This window comes from Streptomyces sp. NPDC049915 (assembly GCF_040656475.1).
Lineage (GTDB): Bacteria > Actinomycetota > Actinomycetes > Streptomycetales > Streptomycetaceae > Streptomyces.
Genome location: NZ_JBFAMH010000003.1, coordinates 152,237 through 175,007, shown reverse-complemented (window position 1 = coordinate 175,007; position 22,771 = coordinate 152,237). Strand labels below are relative to the sequence as shown.

Annotated in this window: 25 protein-coding genes, 2 pseudogenes and 1 riboswitch; of the genes and pseudogenes, 9 read left to right on the top strand and 18 right to left on the bottom strand. The window is 71.2% G+C overall.

Features of this window, described 5'->3' with window-relative positions; all coding sequences use genetic code 11:
• The first annotated feature begins 41 nt into the window (after positions 1–41).
• A pseudogene (locus AB0J12_RS05620) lies at positions 42–777 on the top strand (substrate-binding domain-containing protein).
• 31 nt (positions 778–808) lie between these two features.
• Here the strand turns inward: AB0J12_RS05620 and AB0J12_RS05615 are convergent.
• Together AB0J12_RS05615 and AB0J12_RS05610 are read right to left on the bottom strand one after the other, a co-directional pair.
• A complete protein-coding gene (locus AB0J12_RS05615; RefSeq protein ID WP_363262911.1) occupies positions 809–2,014 on the bottom strand; it encodes a cation:proton antiporter in 1,206 nt (401 codons plus the stop codon).
• A 136-nt stretch (positions 2,015–2,150) separates the two neighbouring features.
• Entirely contained in the window at positions 2,151–3,083 is a 933-nt protein-coding gene (locus tag AB0J12_RS05610) for a UTP--glucose-1-phosphate uridylyltransferase (RefSeq protein WP_363262910.1), read from the bottom strand.
• Positions 3,084–3,204: 121 nt separating this feature from the next.
• Here AB0J12_RS05610 and AB0J12_RS05605 point away from each other — a divergent pair, with 121 nt between their 5' ends.
• A complete protein-coding gene (locus AB0J12_RS05605; protein ID WP_363262909.1) occupies positions 3,205–3,888 on the top strand; it encodes an SMI1/KNR4 family protein in 684 nt (227 codons plus the stop codon).
• An 8-nt stretch (positions 3,889–3,896) separates the two neighbouring features.
• Here AB0J12_RS05605 and AB0J12_RS05600 read toward each other — a convergent pair whose 3' ends face one another.
• From AB0J12_RS05600 to AB0J12_RS05590, 3 genes are read right to left on the bottom strand one after another with little or no spacing between them, the layout of a single operon-like run.
• On the bottom strand, positions 3,897–5,321 hold the full coding sequence (locus AB0J12_RS05600) for an FAD-dependent monooxygenase (RefSeq protein WP_363262908.1): 1,425 nt from the start codon (positions 5,319–5,321) through the stop codon (positions 3,897–3,899).
• Positions 5,314–6,501 (bottom strand): MAB_1171c family putative transporter, encoded by a 1,188-nt coding sequence (locus tag AB0J12_RS05595; RefSeq protein WP_363262907.1) that lies wholly within the window; start codon positions 6,499–6,501, stop codon positions 5,314–5,316. The genes AB0J12_RS05600 and AB0J12_RS05595 overlap by 8 nt, the downstream gene beginning before the upstream one ends.
• A 52-nt stretch (positions 6,502–6,553) precedes the next feature.
• Positions 6,554–7,147, bottom strand: coding sequence for a toxin-antitoxin system, toxin component (locus AB0J12_RS05590; protein ID WP_363262906.1), 594 nt, complete (start codon positions 7,145–7,147; stop codon positions 6,554–6,556).
• A 263-nt stretch (positions 7,148–7,410) separates the two neighbouring features.
• On the opposite strand from AB0J12_RS05590, the gene AB0J12_RS05585 reads away from it, so the two are divergent.
• Positions 7,411–8,052 carry an HAD-IA family hydrolase gene (locus AB0J12_RS05585; protein ID WP_363262905.1) on the top strand — a complete coding sequence of 214 codons (642 nt, stop codon included), beginning with the start codon at positions 7,411–7,413 and terminating at the stop codon, positions 8,050–8,052.
• Between the two features lie 51 nt (positions 8,053–8,103).
• On the opposite strand, the gene AB0J12_RS05580 is transcribed toward AB0J12_RS05585, so the two are convergent.
• From AB0J12_RS05580 to AB0J12_RS05560, 5 genes are all read right to left on the bottom strand, one after another.
• Positions 8,104–9,324 (bottom strand): GNAT family N-acetyltransferase, encoded by a 1,221-nt coding sequence (locus tag AB0J12_RS05580; protein ID WP_363262904.1) that lies wholly within the window; start codon positions 9,322–9,324, stop codon positions 8,104–8,106.
• A gap of 221 nt (positions 9,325–9,545) precedes the next feature.
• Entirely contained in the window at positions 9,546–9,716 is a 171-nt protein-coding gene (locus tag AB0J12_RS05575; protein ID WP_363262903.1) for a hypothetical protein, read from the bottom strand.
• 239 nt (positions 9,717–9,955) lie between these two features.
• Entirely contained in the window at positions 9,956–11,251 is a 1,296-nt protein-coding gene (locus tag AB0J12_RS05570; protein WP_363262902.1) for a phosphatase PAP2 family protein, read from the bottom strand.
• 195 nt (positions 11,252–11,446) lie between these two features.
• Entirely contained in the window at positions 11,447–11,674 is a 228-nt protein-coding gene (locus tag AB0J12_RS05565) for a hypothetical protein (protein ID WP_363262901.1), read from the bottom strand.
• Positions 11,671–11,925, bottom strand: coding sequence for a cupin domain-containing protein (locus AB0J12_RS05560; protein ID WP_363262900.1), 255 nt, complete (start codon positions 11,923–11,925; stop codon positions 11,671–11,673). Before AB0J12_RS05560 ends, AB0J12_RS05565 begins: the two co-directional genes overlap by 4 nt.
• 283 nt (positions 11,926–12,208) lie before the next feature.
• On the opposite strand from AB0J12_RS05560, the gene AB0J12_RS05555 reads away from it, so the two are divergent.
• Both AB0J12_RS05555 and AB0J12_RS05550 read left to right on the top strand, forming a co-directional pair.
• A complete protein-coding gene (locus AB0J12_RS05555) occupies positions 12,209–12,952 on the top strand; it encodes an SOS response-associated peptidase (protein ID WP_363262899.1) in 744 nt (247 codons plus the stop codon).
• A gap of 150 nt (positions 12,953–13,102) precedes the next feature.
• Positions 13,103–13,693: a histidine phosphatase family protein gene (locus AB0J12_RS05550; RefSeq protein WP_363262898.1), complete on the top strand. Its 591-nt coding sequence runs from the start codon at positions 13,103–13,105 to the stop codon at positions 13,691–13,693.
• Between the two features lie 66 nt (positions 13,694–13,759).
• Here the strand turns inward: AB0J12_RS05550 and AB0J12_RS05545 are convergent, their stop codons facing one another.
• The 4 genes from AB0J12_RS05545 to AB0J12_RS05530 all read right to left on the bottom strand — a co-directional run bounded on the left by AB0J12_RS05545 (position 13,760) and on the right by AB0J12_RS05530 (position 17,575).
• Positions 13,760–14,512, bottom strand: a complete 753-nt coding sequence (locus AB0J12_RS05545) for a CbtA family protein (RefSeq protein WP_363262897.1) — start codon at positions 14,510–14,512, stop codon at positions 13,760–13,762.
• A gap of 21 nt (positions 14,513–14,533) precedes the next feature.
• Entirely contained in the window at positions 14,534–14,755 is a 222-nt protein-coding gene (locus tag AB0J12_RS05540) for a CbtB-domain containing protein (protein ID WP_363262896.1), read from the bottom strand.
• A gap of 36 nt (positions 14,756–14,791) precedes the next feature.
• Positions 14,792–14,936, bottom strand: a riboswitch (cobalamin riboswitch).
• Positions 14,937–15,049: 113 nt separating this feature from the next.
• The gene (locus AB0J12_RS05535) at positions 15,050–15,919 is read right to left on the bottom strand and encodes a class II glutamine amidotransferase (RefSeq protein ID WP_363262895.1); all 870 of its coding nucleotides are present in this window, start codon (positions 15,917–15,919) and stop codon (positions 15,050–15,052) included.
• Positions 15,920–16,006: 87 nt separating this feature from the next.
• On the bottom strand, positions 16,007–17,575 hold the full coding sequence (locus tag AB0J12_RS05530; protein WP_363262894.1) for an alpha-L-arabinofuranosidase B: 1,569 nt from the start codon (positions 17,573–17,575) through the stop codon (positions 16,007–16,009).
• Between the two features lie 275 nt (positions 17,576–17,850).
• Between AB0J12_RS05530 and AB0J12_RS05525 the strand changes: the two genes are divergently transcribed.
• Entirely contained in the window at positions 17,851–17,982 is a 132-nt protein-coding gene (locus AB0J12_RS05525; RefSeq protein ID WP_363262893.1) for a hypothetical protein, read from the top strand.
• A gap of 78 nt (positions 17,983–18,060) precedes the next feature.
• Here AB0J12_RS05525 and AB0J12_RS05520 read toward each other — a convergent pair.
• Positions 18,061–18,645, bottom strand: a pseudogene (locus tag AB0J12_RS05520) (MFS transporter); the annotation flags it as partial.
• Between the two features lie 176 nt (positions 18,646–18,821).
• On the opposite strand from AB0J12_RS05520, the gene AB0J12_RS05515 reads away from it, so the two are divergent.
• Together AB0J12_RS05515 and AB0J12_RS05510 are read left to right on the top strand one after the other, a co-directional pair.
• Positions 18,822–19,358 (top strand): hypothetical protein, encoded by a 537-nt coding sequence (locus tag AB0J12_RS05515; RefSeq protein WP_363262892.1) that lies wholly within the window; start codon positions 18,822–18,824, stop codon positions 19,356–19,358.
• 112 nt (positions 19,359–19,470) lie between these two features.
• Positions 19,471–20,382, top strand: a complete 912-nt coding sequence (locus AB0J12_RS05510) for a poly-gamma-glutamate hydrolase family protein (RefSeq protein WP_363262891.1) — start codon at positions 19,471–19,473, stop codon at positions 20,380–20,382.
• 57 nt (positions 20,383–20,439) lie between these two features.
• On the opposite strand, the gene AB0J12_RS05505 is transcribed toward AB0J12_RS05510, so the two are convergent.
• Together AB0J12_RS05505 and AB0J12_RS05500 are read right to left on the bottom strand one after the other, a co-directional pair.
• A complete protein-coding gene (locus AB0J12_RS05505; protein WP_363262890.1) occupies positions 20,440–20,946 on the bottom strand; it encodes an N-acetyltransferase in 507 nt (168 codons plus the stop codon).
• Positions 20,947–21,167: 221 nt separating this feature from the next.
• On the bottom strand, positions 21,168–21,578 hold the full coding sequence (locus AB0J12_RS05500) for an ATP-binding protein (protein WP_363262889.1): 411 nt from the start codon (positions 21,576–21,578) through the stop codon (positions 21,168–21,170).
• Between the two features lie 205 nt (positions 21,579–21,783).
• On the opposite strand from AB0J12_RS05500, the gene AB0J12_RS05495 reads away from it, so the two are divergent.
• Positions 21,784–22,179 carry an STAS domain-containing protein gene (locus AB0J12_RS05495; protein ID WP_363262888.1) on the top strand — a complete coding sequence of 132 codons (396 nt, stop codon included), beginning with the start codon at positions 21,784–21,786 and terminating at the stop codon, positions 22,177–22,179.
• A gap of 89 nt (positions 22,180–22,268) precedes the next feature.
• On the opposite strand, the gene AB0J12_RS05490 is transcribed toward AB0J12_RS05495, so the two are convergent.
• Positions 22,269–22,703 carry a hypothetical protein gene (locus AB0J12_RS05490; RefSeq protein WP_363262887.1) on the bottom strand — a complete coding sequence of 145 codons (435 nt, stop codon included), beginning with the start codon at positions 22,701–22,703 and terminating at the stop codon, positions 22,269–22,271.
• Positions 22,704–22,771: the final 68 nt, after the last annotated feature.

Sequence of the window (22,771 nt, the reverse complement as noted above, 5' to 3'; positions counted from 1 at the left end):
CGGCGTGAGAAGCCGGCGTCTCTCTTCCGACTGTTTCGAAGGTGCTGAACGGTCGTTCGGATGTCTCGCGCGCCACCCGGTCCAGGGTCGAGGCGATCCTCGAGGTCCACGGCTACCGCCTGCGCCGTCAGCGGCCGCCCCGGGCCCCCCTCCTCGAGATCGTCTTCCACGAGCTGGAGAGCGTCTCGTTCGTCATCGTGGACCCGACGGGCGATCCCGATCCCGACGTGCCGTCCGTCGGATCGGCCAGCTGGGCCGGTGGGCTGGCCGCCACACGCCACCTCACCCACCACGGGCACCGGCGCGTCGCGGTCATCACCGGACCGGCGGAGCTGACGTGCTCACTGGCCCGCCTGGACGGCTACCGCTCGGCGATGGCCATGGCGGGCCGCGACGTGGACCCCCGGCCTCGTACGGTTCGGCGACTTCCACGTCCAGGGCGGCTTCGAGCACGCCGTGGACCTGCTCCGCCGGCCCGACCGGCCGACCGCCGTGTTCGCGGGCAGCGACCTGCAGGCACTCCGCGTGCTGGAGGCAGCCCGGGTACTGGGCTTGACCGTGCCCGGGGAGCTGTCGGTGGTGGGCTACGACGACGTCCCTCTCGCCCGGCAGTCGAGCCCGCCCCTGACCACCGTCCGGCAACCGCTCCAGCGCATGGCCGAGGAGGCCACCCGGATGCTGCTTCAGCCGGCCGACACCCGCGAGGGCGCCCAGCGCATCGAACTCGCCACGCACCTGGTGCTGCGGCAGAGCACCGCACCTGCGGCGACGGGCTGAGGGAGGGACAGCTGCCGAGTGAGCGGCGTCGTCACCGAGCCCCGGTCCGGTCGAGCCGGGCGTAGAGACGGGCGATCGGCTCGGCGCTCAGCCCGTGGAGCACGATGCTGGCGAGGACGGTCATCACCATCGGCTGCGCGATGAAGTCCGCCTGCTGCTCCGGGAGCTCGGTGACCGCGAGCGCCCCGAACACGATCGATGTCACCCCTCGCGGCCCCATCCACCCCAGAAACAGTCGGTCGGCCGGCCTGATCTGCGTTCCCATGAGGGAGAGCAGGACGGGAATCATGCGTACCAGCACCACGGCGATCAGGGCGTAGAGCACCACGGAGAGGGGAACGTCGTTCCCGAAGACGTCGTTGATGATCTGACCGAAGATGAACCACAGCGCCAGAGTGAGGAGGGTGACCAGGTCGTCGGTCATCTCGACCGCGGTCTCCGGCAGGTGCCGCATCGCGGGTGCGAAGCACACCCCGGCCACGAACGAGGCCACGAACCCGTTGCCGCCGAGAGCGCCGGACAGGGTGTACGCGGCGACGGGCACGGCGAACACCCCCAGCCGCACCGCGGTCCCTCTGGTCCAGCCGTGCACCCACGACGTGCCGAGCAGCCATCCGCTCGTCCAGCCGACCGCGATGCCGGTGGCGACGGCCCAGGCCGAGGCGACGACCGCCGTCAGCAGCGCGTCGACGTAGTCGGACTGCGCTCCGTGCGACTCGACACCGAGGGTGACGCAGAGCAGGAAGACCGGGGAGAGGATGCCGTCGTTGAGCCCTCCCTCGACATTCAGCGTCTCCCGCAGCCGGCCGGGGATCCGGCGGTCGCGGACGACGGACGCGGCGGGTGCGAGATCCAGCGGGACGACGACGGTCGCCAGGACGGCGAGCAGCCACAGGGGCCGGCCGGGGAAGAAGAGGTAGCCGACCGCGAAGGCCGCACCCAGGGTGAGCGGCAGGGCGATGCCCAGCAGCCGTACGAACAGGCCCTTCTCCCGTCGGATGACCGACAGGGGAACCTCGACGGCGTCGACGAACAGCAGCAGCGCGAGCACGACCTCCACGGCGTGCTCGAACGCCTTCGTGTCGAAGTCGAAACGCAGCGGTGGATCCGACCCCGCGGTCAGCGCGACGCCGGCCCCGATCATGGCGATGGGCGCGGTGATGCTCCACCGGGAGAGTCTGTGCGCAAGCAGCGACCAGACGAACAGGATTCCCGCGATGACCGCTACGGCGAGCACGGCGCCCCGCCTTCCCAGACTGCATGCTCCGATTCCGCGCAGAGCCTAGGACACGTGATCCACTCCCTGGCTCCGCCACTTCCCGGCACGCAGGGAAAACCGCCCGGGCAGTGGCGTCACGAGAGGCAGAGGCGGCTCAGGCACCGGAGTCGGTGCGGCTGACCGCGTCGAGCCGCTTGACCAGGTTGCGCAGCGCCGGCCCGTACTCGGTGTGGGCCAGTGCGTGGGCCATCTGGGCCACGAGATAGTCGGCGGGGTTCCCGGTGTCATACCAGGTCCCTTGGATGACCTGCCCGTAGACGGCGCGGTCGGCGGCGTAGGCGTTGATCGCGTCGGTCAAGTAGACCTCGCCGACCGGGCGGCCGCTGTCGCGGGCCTCGTACCAGCGGCGGGTCTGCTCGCGCAGCTCGTCCACGATGCCCGGGGTGATGACGTAGCCGCCGATGGCCGCGAACGCCGAAGGGGCGTCGGCCGGCTGGGGCTTCTCCACCAGGCCGGTGATGCGCAGCTGGCCCTGGCCCAGGTCCTCCTTGACGATGGGCACGCCGTAGCGCTGGGAGTCGGCGGGGGCCATGGGCATCAGGGCCAGGACCGGGCAGCCGGTCCGCTGGTGGGCGTCGATCAGCTGCTGGGCACGCGGCACCTCGGCGACGAACACGTCGTCGGGCCACAGGACGAGGACCGGCTCGTCGCCGAAGGCACGGGCGGCGTTGAGGACGGGGGTGCCGTTGCCGTACGGGCCGTGCTGGTCGAGATAGGTGATGTGGCCCCTGCGGGCCAGCTCGGCGACCTCCTCGACGGCGTCCGCGTACGCCGTCTTGCCGTCGGCCCGCAGCTGGTGCACCAGAGCCGGGTTGGGCCGGAAGTGGTCCTGGATCAGGGACTTGCCGCCGGAGACGACGATGGTGATGTCGGTGATACCGGAGTCCACCAGCTCCCGCACCGTGTGCTCGATGACCGGCTTGTCACCGACCGGCAGCATCTCCTTGGGGATGGCTTTGGTCAGGGGCAGCAGCCGGGAACCGAGTCCGGCGGCGGGGATCACGGCCCTTCGGATCGTCGGGGACATCAGGTCTCTCTCGGTCGATCGGCGCACCGTGCCGGCCGGCACGGTACACACCGACGCTACGCCGGTCCCGACGCCGTTTCACCGAGCCGGCGCTGTCAGTGGTGGCACCTATCTTCTTCGTATGACGGGGCAGCGATGGGCAGGGACACGTGAACGGGTCGAGGCTTTGGGAGCGTCTGACGCCGGCAGGGAGATATTCGGTGCCCTGGGGCACGGCTGGGTCCTGGAGCAGCCACTCGACCACGACGCGCTCGCCGAGCTGGAGGCACAGCTGAAGGTGCGGCTGCCGGAGGACTTCCGGGCGTTCCTTCTCCGTGTCGGTGCGGGCGGGGCGGGACCGGGGTACGGGTTGTTTCCCGTACGGCGCGTGCGGGGGCGCTGGCTCTGGGAGGGCGACGGCGCGGATCTGGCCGACCTCTCCCGGCTGGCCGAGCCCTTCCCGGAGCGGGGAGCGGACCCGGAGCTTTTGAAGCAACTGGCGGGCCGGTGCCCGCAGGAAGAGGACTTCGACGACGCCGAGGCGTTCGAGCATGCCATGGAGGCGTGGGAGGAACGCTGGTCAGAGCTGCTGTGGAACCCCGACCGTACCGCCGGTGCCCTGGTCGTCTCCCACCGCGGCTGCGCCCTGCGCGACTGGCTGGTCGTCAGCGGACCGCACCGGGGCACGATGTGGTCCGACGACCGGGCCGACGACGTGGACCTCGCGCCCCTCCTCGACGACGAGGGACGCCCGATGACGTTCAGGCACTGGTACACGGGCTGGCTGGAGAGATCCGAACAGGAGGCACGGTCGGCCGCCTCATAGTGCGCTTCTCACTCAGCGGGGATCTTCGCGCTGCTCTCCAGCGCATCGAGCAGGTCGCGTTCCGCCCGGGTGAACTGCGGCTGGTCCAGCTGTGGGTGGTGCGGCCCGACCAGGGCCGTCAGCAGCACACGGGGCCGTACCAGGGAGGTCGGCGGAGCTTTGAGCGCGAGGATGTCGGTGAGCGCGGTGGCCGAGTGGAACGAGCCGGTGGCCGTGTGGGACAGGCGGCTGACGTAGCGGTGCAGAAGGCGGTCGGCGGCGTTCGGGGCCTTGCCCGTGGTCGTGGGGAAGTGGATGTCCTGACCGACGGACAGGGCCCACGCCGTTTTGACGCAGCGGGCGATGGCTTTCTGGGCCCGGCGGCTCCAGCCGGGTCCGCGGCTGTCGGCGAGGATCTGCCGCAGGGCGACGGCGCTCTGGGCGGCTACTGACACGCCTTGCCCGTACAGGGGGTTGAGCGTGGCCAGCGCGTCACCGAGCACGACGAGCCCTTCCGGCCAGGGGGTGAGGCGCTCGTAGTAGTAGCGCCGGTTGGCCGTGCTGTGGGTGACCGTGACGTCGGTGAGGGGTTCGGCGTGTTTCAGGAGGTCGGCGAGGACGGGGTGGCGCAGTGTGCGGGCGAAGGGTTCGAAGGCGTCCGGGTCGCGGGTCGGGTGGCCACCGGGAGCGCCCATGAGGCTGACGTGCCAGCGGTCGCCCTCGATGGGCAGGATGCCCCCGGCGTTTGCCGGCTGCGGGAGGCGAGGGTCGGCCTGGATGCCGACGACGGGCCAGTTGTGGGTGGGTACCGGTGCCCGGTAGAAGCGGCTGGCGTAGACGAGGCCGGAGTCGATGTGGTCCTGCGCCAGGCCCGTGACGCCGAGTTGTGCGAGCCACTGCGGAGCACGTGAGGAACGACCGGAGGCATCGATGACGAGGTCTGCCGCGAGTTCCGTCTCCCGGCCGTCCGAGGTGCGGACGCGGACGCCGGTGACGCGGCGGCGGTCCCCCAGCAGGGCCACGGCCTTGGTGTGGGGGCGGGCGCTGACCCGGGGATCCTTGAGCACCTCTTGGCGCACGACGAAGTCGGTCAGGTCGCGGCTCGCCGTGATGACATGGTGCGTGGCCCGTCGCCACCGGCGGTACCAGCCTTCGGGCGAGTACACGAGCATGTTGGTCGTCTCCGGCACGCGGTGGGCACCCGCCGCCAGCAGACGGTCGGTGCATCCGGGCAGGAGCGTGTCGATGGCCTCGGCGCCGCCGGTCTGCAGGAAGTGGATGTGGACGGCCTGCGGGACGCCGGTGCGCGGCTCGGCCCCTTCGGGAAGCTCGTGCGCTTCGATGACGTCCACGGACGTGACGTGGTCCTTGACGGCCGCCGAAGCCAGCATGCCCGCGATGCTGCCCCCCACGACGACGACTCGAACGGCTCTGCGCGGGGGCTCTTCACTCATGATGGGCTGCTTTCTGCGAGGGGCGAGACGTGCGGACTGCTTCTTCGACCACGGGTGAGGCAAGAGCTTGTGAGATGGCCGGCAGGTCCTGGGAACGCCAGCTCGCCGGGGGCACGTCCGCGGGCAGTCGGCCCGATGAGGTGCGTTGCCGTTCGCGTGCGACGAGGATCATGGCCGCGTCGGCCGTGGCCGACGCGCGGCCCTCGTCCTCACCGCGGCGCAGTGCCGAGCGGTGGGCAGCCTCCCGGACCGCGGGATCGGCATGGGGCGCCAGCGCGAGGAGTGCGTCGTACAGGGCGGTCTTCCGTCCCGTGAGCAGAACGGCCGGGTCGGTGCGCCACCACGGCAGCGTGGCTCGAACGGCTCCTGGTGTGGGCACGTCCTGCAGCTGCCGCCACAGGGGGGCGAGCCGGCGCAGGTCTCCTATGGCTCGTGCCGTCTCGGCGATGCGGGGGCCCGCGAGGGGTACGGCGAATCCGGTCGCCCCGAGAAGGCAGGCGGGCGCCGCGAACTGCGGTGAGATCTCGATCAGCCGGTCGAGGTCCCTGCCCAGCCAGCGGGCCGACACGGCGATGAGCCGCATGACGTCGTAGACGACGATCAGCAGGTAGGCGGGGGCGAGGATGTACAGACCGGCCCGCAGCGACCCGCGCACCTGCCCGGACCAGCGCCAGCACAGGAACCCGGCGGCTGTCATCGCCACAGCCTGCGCGGCCAGATACAGGACGATCATCTCGCGGATGAACGGGGTCGTGGCGTAATACGCGTCGAACAGGGTGACCTGCTCCACGGGGGTGTCTCCCGCCCAGAACAGGACGACGAGTACGACGATGACCAGGCTGTAGACCGTCGCGCACAGGCGAGTGATCACGCGGGTCTGTCCGGCAGACACAGAACGCCAGTTCACGATCAGCATCAGGCTCGAGCCGGAGAATGCCATCGTCACCGCGTAGACCAGCAGGGCCGCGATGTTCGGTATCCCGGTGAGCCGGTTGAGCGTGACGATGGACTGCGGCGCCGCCAGGAGCATCAGGAGGCCGGCCGAGAACAGGAGCAGGCAGGCCGCGCGCAGCAGCGTATCGCTTCGGCGCCGCATCAGCGCCGGCAGCTTCAGCGCGCCGACCAGCAGGATCAGCCCACCGCTGACGTAGAAGCCGATGCTGTTCGCTCCGGACGTCACTGTGTCGCTACTTTCCTGACTGTGTCGTTTCTTTCCTGAAGTGGTACCGGCGTCACCGGGACGCGCGGGGGAAACGGTGCGCCATGGAGGCGTGGATGCGCCTCGCCGGGTCCACCATGCCGGCGGAGCGGCGGGCTTCGTCCAGGGCGGCACGCAGGTCGGTGGCGAAGCGGAAACCGAACCGCTCCGCTTCCAGTTCCTCGTTCGGTTGCCGGGCATGGGTCCGCGCCGCGAAGTGGAGTCCGGCGTCGACGCGGGAGGCCCTGGCGAGGTCGGTGTCGGCGGCCCTCGACAGGTCCGCCACGAACCGGGCCAAGTCGTGCGCCCCCGCCGTGTCCTGGGCCCGGGATGCGGCGGGGCCGTGGTCGTCGGCCCGTGCGCCGTGGCCCTGGAACATGTGCCAGGCTTCGTGACCGATGATCACGTGCTGGTGCTCGACGTCGGTGTTCTCCTCGTACACGATCAGATCGTGATCCGTACGGTCCACCCACACACCGCTGGCCGTCCCGGGCGGGAAGGCGGCGGCACGAAGGCCCACCGGCCGGCCGCGCAGTCCGGTCAGAGCTTCGGCGAGCGCGGGTATGAGGCCGTGGCCGTCGGCCGGCATCCGCAGAGTCGTGATGAGGAGGGCACTGAACTGCCGCATCGCTCTGGATCCCGTACTCACCGGTCGCCTTCACCCTCGTCGAGTTCCAGATCATCCCTGGCCCTGGTATGTCCACAGCACCCTAACGCCGCGCCATTCGCTCGACAACGATCGTTTATCAGCCATCCGTTGAGGAATCGCACGCGGCGGGGCGGCTCGCAACGGGGCTGCCACAAGATCCGGGGGGCTCTTGACCCTGCCCTGGGGAGAAGGACGACTGTGTCTCGCAGACCACATCAGCGGGGAGAGAAGGGGGAGTCAGAGTGACGGCGGAAGCCTGCGTCATTCTCGATATCGGTGGCGTACTGGAGATCACGCCGGAAACGGGGTGGGTGCGGCGGTGGGAAGAGCGGCTGGCGCTGCCACCGGGCACGGTGCATGAGCGGATGGGCGACGTGTGGCAAGCCGGGAGCGTCGGGAGCATCACCGAGCGAGACGTGCACGAGCAGGTGGCAACACGTCTGGGGCTCGACGCGCCCCAGGTGGAAGCCTTCATGGCCGATCTCTGGGTGGAATACCTGGGGAAGCCGAACGAAGAACTCATCTCCTATGTGCGAGGCCTGCGGGGAAGCTGCGGGCTGGGCATCCTGAGCAACAGCTTCGTCGGCGCACGCGAACGGGAGGCGGCGCTGTACCGCTTCGACGAACTGGTCGAGCAGATCGTGTACTCGCACGAGATCGGCACCGAGAAGCCGGACCCGCGTGCTTTCCAGGCCGCATGCGCTGCCCTGAAGGTGCGGCCGGAGCGGTGTCTCTTCGTCGACGACGCTGCGGCCAACGTCCACGCCGCCCGGGCTGTGGGGATGCAGGCCCATCTGTTCGAGGACAACGCCGGGACGATCAGGCGCGTCGCCGCACACCTGGACACTCGTCCACGGGTCACGGGACGTCTCCCGCTCGAATGACCTCCGGCCGACCGGTGTTCACACGCCCTGGACGAGCCGGCGAGCGCTCGGTCAGAACCAGTGCAGGCAGTGGGGCGGGCGCTCGGCGCGGAAGAGGAGGTCGGCGAGCGTGGCCACGTCCGGGCGGTGAGCCCGGATGTGGCCGGCGCGCACGAGCATGCCGGGGGTGGTGCCGCCCAGGTAGATCGATCCCAAGTCGCCTATGTCCAGGGACAGATCGGGCTCACGGTCCGTCGGGACGCAGTCGGCCCTGCCGCCCCGGACGGTCAGCAGGTAGCGTCCGCGCTCGCCGAGGAACGGGTCGTCGACGTCCAGAACGAGCTCACCGTCCGTGAGCCAGCCGCGGGCGGTCAGCGCCCGCGGGACGTCCAGCAGCCGCACCCAGAGCCAGTCGGTGTCGCCGCTCACCTCGCCGGCGCGGAAGTCCGCGAGCTGCCGGCGCAGGGGGTGCCCTGGCGGGAAGTGCTTGAACACGACCTGAGCGACCAGGTCGTGTCCGAGCAGGAACCGGGCCAGGGCCGTGAAGACGGCGTCGTCGGTGGCGATGGTCTCGTCGACGGTCAGGGTCTCGCCCTCGCCGAGCGAGTAGCTGGCGTAGCCGTCCGGTGCACCGTCGGCGTGCCGGTGGACGACGACGTAGCGCTGCGCCGCAGAGACCGGGGGCTGTCCGGCGCCCAGCTCCCACCAGCGGTGCGGTCGGGACAGCGCGCCGGGCTGGGCGCGGCGGTACCGGTCGTAGACCTCTTCCAGGGTCTCACCGCACTCGGCACGTCGTACCACCTCGACCGAGCCGGTGCCCGAATCGCCGGCCGTTCCCCGTGCCCGGGGCGCAGCGAGCGCGGCCCGGTGGCGGGGCACCGTCAGCCGCCGCGTGTAGGTCGCCGGTCCGTACCCGAACCTGCCGTAGATGGGCGCTTCGGAGGCCAGCAGTACGGAGAGGAACTCCCCGCGGGCCCGTAGCTGGGCGAGCTGATGCCGCATCATCGCGCTGAGCACGCCCTGGCGTCGGTGCGAGGGCACGACGCCGACGGCGGTCACTCCGGCGGCGGGGGCGACGGTCCCCCCGGGCAGGGTGAGCTCGAAGGAGTACGCACCGGCGGTGCCGACGGGCCGCCCGTCCGCCGTCACGGCGAGCAGGTTGCGGTCCATCTCGAGCGCCGACCACCACACCCCGCGGCCCTCCGACGGTGTTTCCGGGAAGCGCCCGAACGCGGCGTGGAGAGTGTCGACGAAGACGTCGAGGTCCTGTTCGGTCGTACGACGAATCTCCACTGCTGCCGCGGCCTCCCCCCGGATCCCGGCACCACGGCTCGTGGTGTCCCGGGCCCAGTGCAACGTCGTCCCGTGACCGGGTCAAGCGAATTACGGACCGCCCACGGCCGGGCACGGCACGGCGCATGCCTTCGCCCGGCCGGTCACGGTTCGCGGTGGACGGCGCGGCAGCTCTCCAGCACCTCCACCAGGGTGCGGGTGCCGGTGGGTCCGTCCGCGGCTCACAGCAAGCGCGTGTACCGGTCACCGCGCAGCCGGTCCGTGTCGGTGAGGGTGCGGGGAGCGGCGGCCGGCGGAACGGGTTCGAAGCCGCCGGCGGTCCAGCGGCGCAGGGAGAGCACGGCAGCGCGGGCGCGAGGAGGTCGCCGCTCGGGGACACGGGTTCGTCCCACGGCCTGCGCGGCCAGAACCGCATCCGCTTGCGGCCGCGCAGGCCGTCGCGCTGACCCCTCTGCCGGGTGCACAACGCACGACACCCCGGACGGTCCGGTCCGCAGACGCGTGAGGCTTCGCGGATCTTCGCGCCTGCCCCGGCCGCCGTCAGCCCACCCCCTCGCGCAGCAGGCGTTCCCGCTGTGCCCTGCCGGGCGAGCCGCCCTCCCATGCGCGGCCCCGCTGGGACATCGCCCGCTCACACCGGTTCGGGTTGCGGTTCCGGTTGCAGGGCGGGGGCGGCCGTCGGTTCCCAGAGTCTGGTGGTCCGGACGTAGCCGTAGATCACCGAGGTCATCGCCAGAATGAGAAGCGGCCCGAACACCCCCGGGTGTCCGGCCATCTCCATCGGCAGAAAGCGGTACGACAGCAACAGCGCGGCGAAGACCGCGGTGCCGTGGACGACCAGTCCGATTCCTGCACGGTCCCAGCCACGGTCGGCGGCGCGCAGTCCTGCCTCGATGGTGAGCGCGAACACCACGCCGGCGACGAGATCCACGCCGTAGTGATAGCCGAAGCCCAGCGTGGCGCAGAGTGTGGCGGTCAGCCAGAACGCGCCCGCGTAGCGCAGGATGCGTGGGCCTTGCCGGGTATGGATGAAGATCGCGGTGGCCCACGCCGTGTGCAGGCTGGGCATGCAGTTGCGGGGCGTGAGGTCGTCGTAGGACACCGGGTGCAACGCGGTGATCTGCGGCGGTGTGTGGGGCCACACATCGGCCACGGCCCACTGCACGCCACCGGTGCCGGAGGCGCCCGGGCCGTAGGCGAAGACCGGACCGACCACCGGGAAGATCATGTAGATGGCCGGGCCGAGGAGGCCGATCACCAGGAAGGTGCGCACCAGATGGTGGCGGGGGAAGCGGCGCTCGGCCACCACGTTCCGCAGCTGGTACAGAGCGACGACGATCGCGGCGACCGCCAGCTGCGCGTAGATCACGGCGAGAACAGGGCTGCCGACCGGATCGGTGGCCGCCAGGATCCTGCCTGCCACCCACGACGGGTTGCCCAGTGCGTGATCGGCGGTCGCCACATACGGGTCGAGCACCGACGGGTGGGCCTTCGCCGTGACCAGCAGCCAGGTGTCGCCGGTCTTGCGGCCGGCCACCAGGAGCAGGCCCAGCCCGACGCCCTTGAGCAGCAGGACGCGTTCGGCGCCGGTGCGGCGCGTCACGGCGATGACGGCGCAGCCCAGCATCACCCACAGCGCGCCGTTGCCGAAGCTGTGCCCGTCGGTCATCTTGACGCCTGCCGCCCATCGCACGAGCACGAAGACGACGTCTATGCCGATCGCGACGCCGGCGGCGACAAAGCGCTGCCGCCAGGTGAGCACGACCATCATCAGCGCCAGGCCGCCGTACAGCGGTCCCGGTTTCGGCGCGAGTATCACACCGCTCAGCTGGTCGGTGATCGGTCCCGGTTGGCCGTAGTGGCGCGCGGTGATCTCCAGCGCGACGAGGAGTCCGAGAGCGGCCAGACCCGCTGCGCCCCACAGCATCACTCGCCGTTGACGCCACGCGATCAACGGACTGCTGTCGTTTGTGCGCGGAAATTTCCGCAACGCTCTAGATATCAATCTATTCGGCCAATTTATTCGTTATGGGTTCAGTGGGTGGGAGCGATGAAATCCATCACCGCGAGTCCGGACATGCTAGGGGAATGGTGCGGGGCGGCTTTTCTCCGGTCAGGGGGATCAGGGCTGGGGGTAGGAGCTGGTCCGGTACCGGCTGCGGAATTCGGCCAGCAGCTCGTCGGTTGCTTCGGCTCCGGCAGTGACCGCGGCGTGGACGTCACGGAAGTAGTTCTCATAACCCGCGGGCGTGTAGAGACACAGGGCGCGGGCGGTGACCGGGCCCGCGTTGCGGAAGCCGTGGGGGGTGCCACGGGTCGCGGCGAGCAGATCCCCGGGGCCGGCTGTCACCTCCCCGTCCCCGGGTGGAGGGTGAGCTCACCCTCGAGCACGTAGAAGTACTCGTCGTGCCCGTCGTGCACGTGCGGTCGGGCGCCGACGGTTCCGGGCGCCAGGGTGAACTCCTCGAAGGCGAAGTGTCCGCCCGTGTGCTCACCGGTCAGGCGGAAGAAGTGCGCGACACCGGCGACGTCTATCAGCTCGCCCTCCGCAGGGCGGCGCAGCAGCGGACGGGCCGCGGCCCGGGAGTGATCATCTGTCATGCGGGCATTGTGGCTCAGGGGCGTGTCCCCCGGTCTCTCGATCGGCGTGCGCCCGCGGGAGACGGAGAGGGAACAGGAAGACGCGCGCGACCCGTGCCGGCAGGACTGTCACGGCAAAGTCCGTTCTGAGCGGGCCCGGGACGCGACCAAGCCGCCGACGCGGTGACACGGTGACGCCGCCACGCGGGCACCCTGCACACGCCCGGGCGGCTGCGGCGGCGACATGCGCCGGGCAGCTCCCCAGGTCTCTCGCACGGGCAGAACGGCATGGCACAGTGGCCCTATGTGCGGCCGCTTCGTCTCCACCCGCAGTCCGCAGGACCTCAGCCACCTCTTCCACGTCGCCGAGTGGCGGCCCGACGAGACTCTGGCGCCCAGCTGGAACGTCGCCCCCACCGACGACGTCTACGGCGTCCTGGAACGCGCCCCTCGCGCCGAGGGCTCCGGTGCTCCCCCGCGCAGGGAGCTGCGGCCGTTGCGCTGGGGGCTGGTGCCGTCCTGGGCCAAGGACCCGTCCGTCGGCTCCCGGATGATCAACGCGCGCATGGAAACGGTCCACGAGAAGCCCGCGTACCGCCGCGCCTTCGCCCGGCACCGCTGTCTGCTCCCCGCCGACGGCTTCTACGAGTGGACCGAGGCCAAGGACGCCACCACCGGCAAGAAGCGCAAGCAGCCGTACTTCATCCACCCCGCCGACGGGCAGATCATGGCACTGGCCGGTCTCTACGCGTACTGGCGCAACCCTGAGGTCGACAACGACGACGACCCCGCCGCCTGGCTCACGACCTGCACCATCATCACCACCGAGGCCACCGACGCGGCCGGCCGGGTCCACCCCCGCATGCCGCTCGCCCTCACCCCGGACCACTACGCCGCCTGGCTCGACCCCCGTCACGACGACGCCGAGGAGCTGCGCGCCCTGCTCACCCAGCCCGCCGGCGGTCACCTCGACGCCCGCCCCGTCTCCCCTGCCGTGAACAACACCCGCAACAACGGTCCGCAACTTCTGGACGAGGCCACGCCGTAGCCCCGCCGGCGAGGGCTGAGGACCTGCCGTGGCCCGCCGTGACGCGGGCTGTACGGCGCGCACCGGCGCGGAAGCTGCGCGTCGGACGGGTGCTACTTTCGCACCCGCACCGCACCCCCACCCCATGACAGCCACAGCCGGAGCAGCCAGGTGACCAGCCGTGTTCTCTTCGTCTCGCCCGCCTCGAGCCCGTCGCTGCGGCAGGCCCGCTTCGACGACGGTGACGCGATCGACGACGTGGGAGCGGCCCGGGCCCGGGCCGCAGCAGGGTCCCTTCCCCCTGCCGCCCGCGTGCTGACGTCGCCGGGTGTGCGCTGCCGGCAGACCGCGGAGGCGCTCGGCCTCGACGGCGCGCGGACGCCGGAGCTCGGGGCCTGGGACGTGGGCCGTTGGCGTGGTCTGACCCTGGACGAGGTGGGCGCCACCGAGCCGGAGGCGGTGGCCCGTTGGCTCGCCGATCCCGACAGCGCGCCGCACGGGGGTGAGTCCGTGCACGAGTTGTGCGTGCGGGTCGGCCACTGGCTGGACGGCGCACGGGACTTCGACGGCCGTACGGTCGCCGTGGTCGAGCCGGAGGTGGTTCGGGCCGCGGTCGTGCACGCCCTGGGGCTGGGCGCGGCGGCCTTCTGGCGGCTCGACGTACCGCCATTGACCGTCACCGAGCTGAGCGGCCGCTCGGGACGCTGGAATCTCCGGCTCGGGCGGCACCTGGCCGCGTCGGACACACCTTCGCCACGCTGAGTGCGCACGGATGCGACGAAGGGCCCCGCGGATGGTTCCGCAGGGCCCTTCGTCGTCCGGAACGAGTCAGTGCGCGGCCGGAACCGTTCGCCCGGTGTCGGCCTTCGCCGGCCCGGGGTTCAGCAGGCGTTCGGCCAACTCGCCGAAGAGCAGGCCGAATCCGGCCCACATCGCGGTCTGGATGCCCAGCGCGGAGAGCCGGAACCGCCACAGCAGGGCGGCCGGGAAGTCCTTCGGCACCTCGTTGACGGCGGGTAGGAACTGGTAGGCCAGGCCGATCACCGCGGCGAACGCGGCCACCGCGACGGTGGTCGCCCACCAGGTGCCCATGACCGCCTTGAGCCGCTTGCCCACCAGGGTGGCGGCGACCGCGAGGAGGACGCTGAGCAGCATCATCAGGAAGTAGAGGGTGGTCCGCTTGCCGATGGTGTCGGGGTCGCCGACCGACGGCGGATTGGCCGGGTACTTCAGGAACGGCACGACGTAGACGGTCAGGAGCGCACAGCCGGACAGCAGCAGTGCGGTGGCCCGCGGACCGAAGCGGCCGACCCGGCCGAGGGCGAAGGCGTACGCGAGCGCGGCGATGCCGCCGAAGGCGACCCCGTAGACCAGGACACCGGTGGCGAGACCGGCGGTGGACTGCAGGGACCGGGAGACGGCCTCCATCTCGTGCTCGTGGGAGTGGGCGTCCTCGAAGGCGATCGCCTTGTCGACGCTGGGCTCACCCAGGAGGTAGGCGACGACGAGGGCGAGCACGCCGGCGGCGAGGCCGGCGAGCATGCCCCGCACGAGGAGGTTTCTTACCGTTGCGGAGTTCATGGGTGCGCGGCGTCCCTGACGTCAGTGGCAGGGGAAACCGAGCAGGTGGCGGGCGTCGTGCACCCACTCGTGGACGTCCGTGCCGTCGAACACGGCGGTGGCGCCCTGCTCGGCGCCGACGAAGTACAGCAGGACCAGCATCAGGACGCCGGCGAAGACCGCCCAGGGGGCGATCGCCTTCAACGGCAGCGTGGCGGGAACAGCGGGGGTGGTGGCAGTCGGCTGGGCGACGTGCTGGGCCATGGCAGGGCCTCCTCTGGGAGTTCGCGTCCCATCTCGGTGGTGCACTGGACGACGGCCACGGGTCTGACTCGCGAGCACCCCTCCTCAGGGCTTCGCATACAGTGGCGCGACCGTGCCGGATTCCCACCGGCTTCCGTCTCGCCGTCGTCGATATCGGACAGACCGTACCGCGTGACGCGTGCATGGCCAAGACGGCCTGGCCCGGCGTGATCTTCCTCTCGGACCGGGCCGGGGCGACCGGGCCGGGGGCGGCGGACTGAGCCGGACGGCGGGCCGGGCGTCATGAGGGACGGATCAGGCGGCCTTCTGCGAGGCTGCCGCGTCGGGATGCAGATCGTCGAGGGTGAGCCGGTGGGCCGGAGGGTCCGGCAGGACGACCCGGTGGGTGGTGCGCAGATCGGGGCCGACGTGGAGGAGCTCACCGGACTCCATCGGGCGCCAGTGCGGGTTGTCGTCCATGCGCTCGCTGGCGACGATGACGGCGGGGTGGTCGGCGAGGGGCGCCGAGTGGACGCGCATCCGGCCGTCGCTGCCGCTGTGGTCGAGGTGCCTGCTGCCGTGCTGGCCGCCCGCCGGGCGCTGCAGGACGTACAGGCCGTGGGTGTCCGGGTAGCGCAGTGCCCACAGCTCCTGTGGGGTGATGAGGATCAGGTTCATGGCGTAGACGGGCAGGTGCTCGGCGATCCAGCGGGCGGCCTGGCGGATGCCGGTGGTGACGTCGCCGTCGTGTCGTCGGGTCTCCCGGCTGATCAGGGCGAAGAAGCGCTCGGAGTCGGTGTCGCCCCGGACCAGTGAGCGGTCCTCCCCCAGGTGGTCGTCGAGTGCGTCGAGGCCCTCGATCACCCCGTTGTGCGCGAAGAGCCGCCCCTCCTGCTCGAAGGGATGGGTGTTACGGACATCCAGGCTGCCGGTGGAGGCGAAGCGCACATGGGCGATGAAGGTCGCCGACTCCTCCTGCCGGGCCTCCCGTGCGAAGGCGCGGTCGCGGTAGGCCGCGATGGGTGCCTTGGCGACGCGGGGGGTGCCGTCGGCGGTGAAGTGGCCGAGGCCGGTGCCGTCGGGGTCGCGGTGGCTCTGCTTGCTGAGACTGTCGGGGGCGTCCAGGAGCCAGAAGGTGGCGTGCGTCCGTCGCGGAGCGCTGCTGAGGCCGAACAGGCGGCACACGGGAACCTCCTCCGTCGGGGCCCTCCGCGGCGCGCGGGGGGCGGGTGGGGGCCTCGGCCGAGTGCCCCCACCCGCCCCGGGTACGCGTCAGGCCCAGGGGGTGGTTACGGCCCAGCTGGTGTCGTCGGCCCAGAGTGCGGCGTTGTCCCAGGCGTGGGATCCTCCGTCACCGGCGATGTAGACGGCGTGTTCGTAGTGGCGCAGGAAGTCGGCGGGGTAGTTGGCGGACCGGAGCGACACGCCCTGCCCGTTGTGACCGGTCTGCGGGCAGAACGTGGCGTCCTGCCGGGACAGCGCGCTGCTGTCGATGGTGTCGACGCGCAGCCGGAAGTCGTAGTGGCGCAGGTACTGGCCCGGCTTGTCGGCGGACTCGAAGGAGACGCAGGAGGCGTCGCCCAGACCGGCCCGCACGATCCAGGTGGCGGCCGCCTTGTCGGCGGAGGAACTGGAGGACGACACCGCCGAGATGGCCGCGTTGCTGTCCGCGCTGTCGTGCCGGAGGTACTCGCCGGTGCAGCAGGACGTGGTGGCCCGCAGCGACACCCTGGCGCCCGCCGTGAGGCCGCCGGCCGGTGCGGGGGCCGTGTAGCCGACCGCATTGATGTCGGCCTGCACGGCGTTCTCGGTCGCGTCCGACGGGTAGCCGGAGGTCATCACTCCCTCGTAGAAGGTGCCGGCGGATCCGTTGCTGTTGTCGCCGCCGATACCGAGGATGATGGCGCCTTCCTTCTTCATCGGGTTGTAGCCCGAGGCGTTGGGGCGCGGTCCGCTGTAGTAGGTGGACAGTCCGCCGGACTGCGCGTTGCCGGCGCGGATGGCCCACTTGTTCGAGCCGCCCTTGACGATCGCGGTGAGGAACCGGTGGCTGACGCTGGGGTCGTTCGCGTTGTAGCCCGGGTTGACGCCGGAGAACAGGCCGTTCTCCAGGTCGGCCATCACCCAGGGGCCGTTGCCGGTTCCGTAGCCCCACACCTTGATGTTGCCGAAGTAGATGGCCTCCATCGTGCCGTTGCCGTTGTCCCGGCTGTTGGTCTCGGCGTTGCCGTAGTCGAAGCAGCAACCGCCGTTGTAGTGGCTGCCGTCGAGGATCGCGTACATGCCCTCCGGCTGGTCTCCGGTCGCGATGCCGCTGGTGTGGTTGTTGCGGTAGCCGGTGCCGGGGGCGATGAAGACGCCGTACGCCTTGTGGCCGCCGACGGTGACCGGCGCGGCGGACGCTTCGGCGAGGTTGTCGTATCCGCCGGCGGCGGGGCCGGAGAACCCTCCGGGCGGCGCCTGGGTGAGGTGGTTGCCGCGGCCGGACTGGTCGTAGATGACGGTGATGAGGCAGCTCGTGCCCGCGCAGAAGGAGTCCTGTGCGGCGGCGTCGGCGTAGCCGCCCGCGCCGAGCGCGCCGATGTCGCGGGTGGCGCCGTCCGAGGCGCGTTTGACCTGGTAGAGGCGGCCGCTGTACGCGGAGTACAGCGCGCGGGTCGTGCTGTGTGCGGCCACGCAGGGGGTGCCCCCGGAGGCGTAGAGGTCGCAGGGGCGCGTGCCGGCGGCCGCGGCGTGCGCGTCGGCGGAGGCGCGGCCGCCGAGCAGGGCGGTCACCATGGCCAGTGCCAGCGCCAACAGGGCGAGCGAGCCCTGCCTCGAGCGGGTGAAGGGGGAAGACATGCACGGTCTCCTGGGATGAGTGGGGGGCGGAGTCAGCCGCCGGACGAGGGAGCCGGTCATGCACCTGTCATGAGACAGATGGTCGAAATATCGAACATTGGTCGTATTGACGGACAGGGATTGATGATAGGTAGCCGGCGAGGGCTGTCAACAGGGTGCGCACACCAACATCGGTTGCCGGGTCGGCCCGACCCGGCACCGATGACGCGGGCGCCCTCGGCGCGGACCTGGAGCAACCGCGCCCGCCAGGCGCCCGGCACCTGATCAGCCGTAACGTGGCAGACGGGGACTGCGTGGCGGTGGGCCGACTCGCCCCGCAGCAGCGGGAGTTCGGAAACCTCTTCACCCTCTCGGCACAGGTCATGCTCCGCGCCTGCCACCGCCACTACGCGGCGACGGAGCACTGAGTGAAGGCCGCTACGGCTGGCAGCACGCCCTTTTTCCCACCACCTTCGCGCGCGCCGCCGGTTCCGTGACGCCTCGCGTCAGCGCCCCGTGGGCTGCGGTGTGCGGCGACGGGCGGCGAGGAGGACCACCAGTCCACCGATGACGGCGAGGCCCAGCAGGGTCGCGGCGAACACGGTCGCTCCGGTGGTCAGGCCCAGGGCGTCGCTGAGGTAGCCGGCGGACACCGGGAGCAGGCCCGCCGGAATGTATCCGCCCACGTTCAGCGCCGCGTTGGCCTCGGCCAGCCGCTGGGCTGGAACCGCGGAGTTGAGCAGCGACAGTCCGCCGAGTTGTCCCATGCCCTGGCCGACGCCGGCGAGCAGTGCGGCGGCGATCAGCACGGGCACGGAGGAGGTGTGCACGGCGGCCATCAGCGCGGTCATGCTCAGGGAGGTGCTGACCGCTCCGGCGGCAAGGACGGTACGCCGGGGCAGCCTGCGCACCGCGAACTGGACGCCGGTGGCGGACAGGAACATCGCGAAGGCCATGGCACCGGAGACGATCCGGCTGGTGGTGTCCAGCAGACCGGCCAGCAACGACGGGCCGAGTGAGAGCACGAAGGACGTGGCGGTGATGCCGGGCGCGAACACCGAGATTCCGAGCACTCGACACCCGCTTCCCCGGCCTGCTCGCCCTGGTTGCGGCCTGGAAACCGGACAACTGACGCAACGCGCGCGCAGGCGCGGTCACGCCTTGCCGGCGCGGCCGATCCCGGATTCGCCCGCACCCCGACTCGGCGGCGGTCTACTGTACGGACACGGCGCAGTTGCCCACCGAGGTCGCACGAGGAGGAAGTCCCGTGTCGTCACCCTGTGACCCCCTGCACGCACCCGCCGGCGATGTGGGTGCGGCGCTCATGATGGTCGACTCCCGGCTCAAGGCCGTCTACGACCGCAGGACACGGACCGACCCCGAACAACAGGCGCTCGTCGACCAGTTCGCGGCCTCCCTGGGCCCCGATGGCGTCGACGACCTGCTGGACGGCGCCTGCACCCTCATCTACATGTTCATGCAGTGGCTGAGGATGGCCTACGAGGACCACGACAAGGACGTCATCGAATGCGTGGTGCCCAACCTCGTCGCCTCGATGCGCATGATGACCAAGAGTGTGCGCCCCGAGGCCATCCCCACCATGGCCGGCCTGGTCGTCGCCGCGGGCACCGGTCTGAGCCCCAGCCTGTGGCGCAAACAGTACGGCTACTGGACCGAGACGGAGCTGACGCCCCTGGAAGCCACCGCGTTCCTGCTCGCCGAGCACATCAACCGCATCACCGACGACCAGGACTTCGCCACCCGCATGATCACGGAAGCTCTCTCCCAGGTGGCCGAAGACTGACGGGGTGACAGGGCCGTCCCCCGCAGCCGGCATCAGGCGGTTCGGGGTCCGGTGCGCCGAGCGGTGCCACCCCCCGTCCACGACTGCCGGGCCATGGTGCAGGATCACCGGCGTGAAGAACACCAGCAGACGCACCGTCCTCGCTTCCGTCGCCGCCGTCGCCGCCGCCGTGCCCACGCTCAACGCCGTGGTGGGCAACGGCGCCACGCCGGCCGCCGCGGCCGACCAGTACGGCTCCAACACCGAGCTGTACACCCTCACCGCGGACAAGGAGGGCACCGATTGGATGCGCCGGTTCCGCATCGGCGCGCCGGCTCAGATCACCGACAATGCCCGCACCACGAGCAGCCCCGTCAGCAGTACCGCGGTGATCGCGCCGCACGGCGGCGGGATCGAGTCGGGTACCAGCGAGCTGTGCATGGCCATCGCGGGGTACACCCCCTTCGACTACAACACCGACCCCGCGAGCGCGGCCGTGCCGGGTGAGACGCAGCGGGACTACTGGATGTTCGAGGCCCTGGCCAACTCCTCCTCGCAGCACGTGACGTCCACCCACTGCGACGACCCGGCCGCCCTCGCCGTCACCACCGGCAACCTGTACGCCGTATCCCTGCACGGCTTCGACGACACCACCGTGAAGAAGATCAACATCGGTGGGCGGGACGAGCGCCTGAAGCGGAACCTGAAGGCCGCCTTCACGAGGCACGGCCTGACCACCAACACGGGCAACGCCGACTGGGACGTGACCGTCGTCTTCGCCGGCGCCACCGACCCGATCAACGGCGACGACCCGGCCAACATCGTCAATCGCACCCGCACCGGCGTCGGCGCCCAGATGGAGATGTCCACCGCCCTGCGCAAGGCGATGTTCGGCGACTTCTCCGGCGCGGCCAAGCGCAGGACGACGGCCGGCGTGCCGAGCGCCGACAGCCCCTACGCCGACCGCTTCTGGAACGGTTTCGTGGGCGCCGTCCGTGAGGCGATCAAGAACCACGAGCTCGGTCTCGACTCGCCTCAGGCCTGACCACCCCGCCCCGGCGCCTCCATCCAGGCGCCGGGCCGTCGCGGCTCCCGGCGCCGCTCAGATGCCGAACGGGGCTGCGTAGTGAACGGTTCCGCCGGGCAGCGGGTGGCCGGCGTCCAGGGCGAGCGCCATGAGGGCCTCGTCCGGGACCTCGATCGTCAGGCGGATGCCATGGGCCGAGGCCCGGGTGAAGCCGAACCGGGGGTAGTAGGCGGGGTGCCCCAGGACGACGACGTAGCGCTCGCCCCTGTCCCGGGCCGCCGCGAGCGCCGCACGCACGACCGCGGAGCCCGCGCCGCTCCTCTGCTGCCCGGGCCGCACGGCCACCGGTCCCAGGGCCAGGGCCGGCACGTCACCGATGTGGCAGCGGGTCAGCAGCGCGTGCCCGACGAGGTGTCCGGTGTCGTCCGCGCAGACGAGGGACAGGCCCTCGATCCAGGACGAGTCCGCGCGCAGCGCGTCGACGAGGGCGGCCTCCAGCCCGGTCTCGAACGCGGCCAGGTCGATGTCATGGACGGCTGGGATGTCGGCGCTGGTCTCGGCACGCGTGATCCAGTTGCGCATGGTGAAGGACGTTCCCTTCCAGGTGATGTCCGGGCGGGCGCCTCGCGGGCTCACGCTCCCGGCGAGGGCGGTCAGGGCGGGTCAGGCCACGGCCCGGGACGTGAGGGAGACCCGGACGCCGCACGCGGTGGCCGCGAGCGCGGTCATCAACCTCACCTCGTCCTCATCGCACCTGAGCGAACACCTAGGGGTGCCAAGGTACAGGGGGCTCGCGGAAGCGCTCAGGTCCGGTCGGCGGCGCCGTCGTACAGAGCGATGCGAGCGGTGACCCGTTTGCCGACCGATTGCCGGTGCACGTCGAACGCCTGGGCGACGGCCCGTACGATCTCCAGGCCGTGCTGTCCCACCCTGCCCGCGTCCGCGGTCCGCGCCTCCGGCAGGGCCGGATCGGAGTCCGAGACGGCCACCTCGACCAGGTCGTCGACGATCCTCAGGTCCATCGTGACGGGGCCCGGTGCGTACTTCTGCGCGTTCGTGACCAACTCGCTCACCACCAACTGGGTCACATCCAGCGCCCGCTGCGAGACCGGCACCCCGTGGTCCGTCCGTATGCGCGCGAGAAAGGCCGCCGCACAGTGCCGGGCCTGGGCGATCCGCGCGCTGTTCCCGCCCAGGGCCACCGTGGTCCGCATGATCCGCGCATCCACTATCACACCGCCGTCACCCCACGGAACCGAATCCACCCTGACCGCCTTCACTCCGTGCTTCACACCCCTCGCGTACCCACCCACGCCCGGACAGCGCCTCACACCCCTCTCTCGGCCCACAGACCCGCACGCGCCCCCGGCGCCGGACCAGGCGTTTCGGCCGGGGCACGGGTATGCCAGTATCGCCCGCATGGCAGAGGAAAGACGTGCGCACCCCGGAGACGACGGCGAACACGGGGGACCCGCACAGCGTCGGAGCGGTCTGTCGGTCGAATCGTCGACCGCTGCGGACATCCAGGTGCTGACCGTGGCGGGCGAGATCGATCACGACACGGGCAGGCATCTGAGGGAGGCGCTGGACGCGGCACGGGCCGCCCATCCCAGGGTGGTCGTGGACCTGGCGGAGGTGACGTTCATGGACTCCACGGGAATCAACATCCTTCTCACCGCCCACAACGCGCTCACCGGGGCCGGTGGCTGGCTGCGCCTGGCGGCACCGACGGGGCCCGTGTTGCGCACCCTGCAACTCGTCGCCATCGACACGGTCATCGAGTGCCGCCCCACGCTGCAGGCGGCACTCGCCTGACGGAGCGGAGAGCCGGACGACGCCCGGATCCGGGCGGTGGCAGGGCAGGGGCCCGGCGGCGTTCCGCCGCCGGGCCCCTGCCCGTCCCGTCAGATGCGGCCGCCCGTCAGCCGGGTGAGCGGCCCCTGCGGGCCTCGTGACGAGCGGCGGCCCAGGGCGTAGGACGCCGCGCTGAGCGCCGTCGCACCGGCGCCGACCCCCACCGCCACGAGCTTGCGCCGGGCGACGACCGTCCATGCGGTCCTCGCCGCCGCGCCCACCTGTCCGGAGGCGGTGATCGCCGCACGCCGGCCCGCGTCGAGGCCCCGGGCCGCCGCGTTCACGGCGCCGGCCGCCTCGTCCGCGGCCCGTCCCGCCCCGGTCCGCGCGGTCGACACCCCGTCAGCGGCCTTGGCCTGCGCCCTCTTCAGGCCGCCGGAGGCCGCCGACGCGGACTCCTTGCCGGCGGTGCCACGCGACCGGGTGGCAGACGCCGGCTTCGTGGTGTCGGACTTCTGATCCGTTCCCTTGTTCGCTTGACTCATGGAGTTTCGGCTTGCCCCGGACCACGCCCACAAACCCGGTGAGCCGTACGCACCGGGTTCCGGCCTTG

What these genes read in the sequence shown, in the direction of transcription:
- AB0J12_RS05610 (WP_363262910.1), bottom strand. Translation starts at nt 3,083, where the DNA reads ATGTCCCCGACGATCCGAAGGGCCGTGATCCCCGCCGCCGGACTCGGT.
- AB0J12_RS05605 (WP_363262909.1), top strand. Translation starts at nt 3,205, where the DNA reads ATGACGGGGCAGCGATGGGCAGGGACACGTGAACGGGTCGAGGCTTTG.
- AB0J12_RS05600 (WP_363262908.1), bottom strand. Translation starts at nt 5,321, where the DNA reads ATGAGTGAAGAGCCCCCGCGCAGAGCCGTTCGAGTCGTCGTCGTGGGG.
- AB0J12_RS05590 (WP_363262906.1), bottom strand. Translation starts at nt 7,147, where the DNA reads ATGCGGCAGTTCAGTGCCCTCCTCATCACGACTCTGCGGATGCCGGCC.
- AB0J12_RS05570 (WP_363262902.1), bottom strand. Translation starts at nt 11,251, where the DNA reads ATGCTGTGGGGCGCAGCGGGTCTGGCCGCTCTCGGACTCCTCGTCGCG.
- AB0J12_RS05560 (WP_363262900.1), bottom strand. Translation starts at nt 11,925, where the DNA reads ATGACAGATGATCACTCCCGGGCCGCGGCCCGTCCGCTGCTGCGCCGC.
- AB0J12_RS05555 (WP_363262899.1), top strand. Translation starts at nt 12,209, where the DNA reads ATGTGCGGCCGCTTCGTCTCCACCCGCAGTCCGCAGGACCTCAGCCAC.
- AB0J12_RS05545 (WP_363262897.1), bottom strand. Translation starts at nt 14,512, where the DNA reads ATGAACTCCGCAACGGTAAGAAACCTCCTCGTGCGGGGCATGCTCGCC.
- AB0J12_RS05540 (WP_363262896.1), bottom strand. Translation starts at nt 14,755, where the DNA reads ATGGCCCAGCACGTCGCCCAGCCGACTGCCACCACCCCCGCTGTTCCC.
- AB0J12_RS05530 (WP_363262894.1), bottom strand. Translation starts at nt 17,575, where the DNA reads ATGTCTTCCCCCTTCACCCGCTCGAGGCAGGGCTCGCTCGCCCTGTTG.
- AB0J12_RS05505 (WP_363262890.1), bottom strand. Translation starts at nt 20,946, where the DNA reads ATGCGCAACTGGATCACGCGTGCCGAGACCAGCGCCGACATCCCAGCC.
- AB0J12_RS05500 (WP_363262889.1), bottom strand. Translation starts at nt 21,578, where the DNA reads ATGCGGACCACGGTGGCCCTGGGCGGGAACAGCGCGCGGATCGCCCAG.
- AB0J12_RS05495 (WP_363262888.1), top strand. Translation starts at nt 21,784, where the DNA reads ATGGCAGAGGAAAGACGTGCGCACCCCGGAGACGACGGCGAACACGGG.
- AB0J12_RS05490 (WP_363262887.1), bottom strand. Translation starts at nt 22,703, where the DNA reads ATGAGTCAAGCGAACAAGGGAACGGATCAGAAGTCCGACACCACGAAG.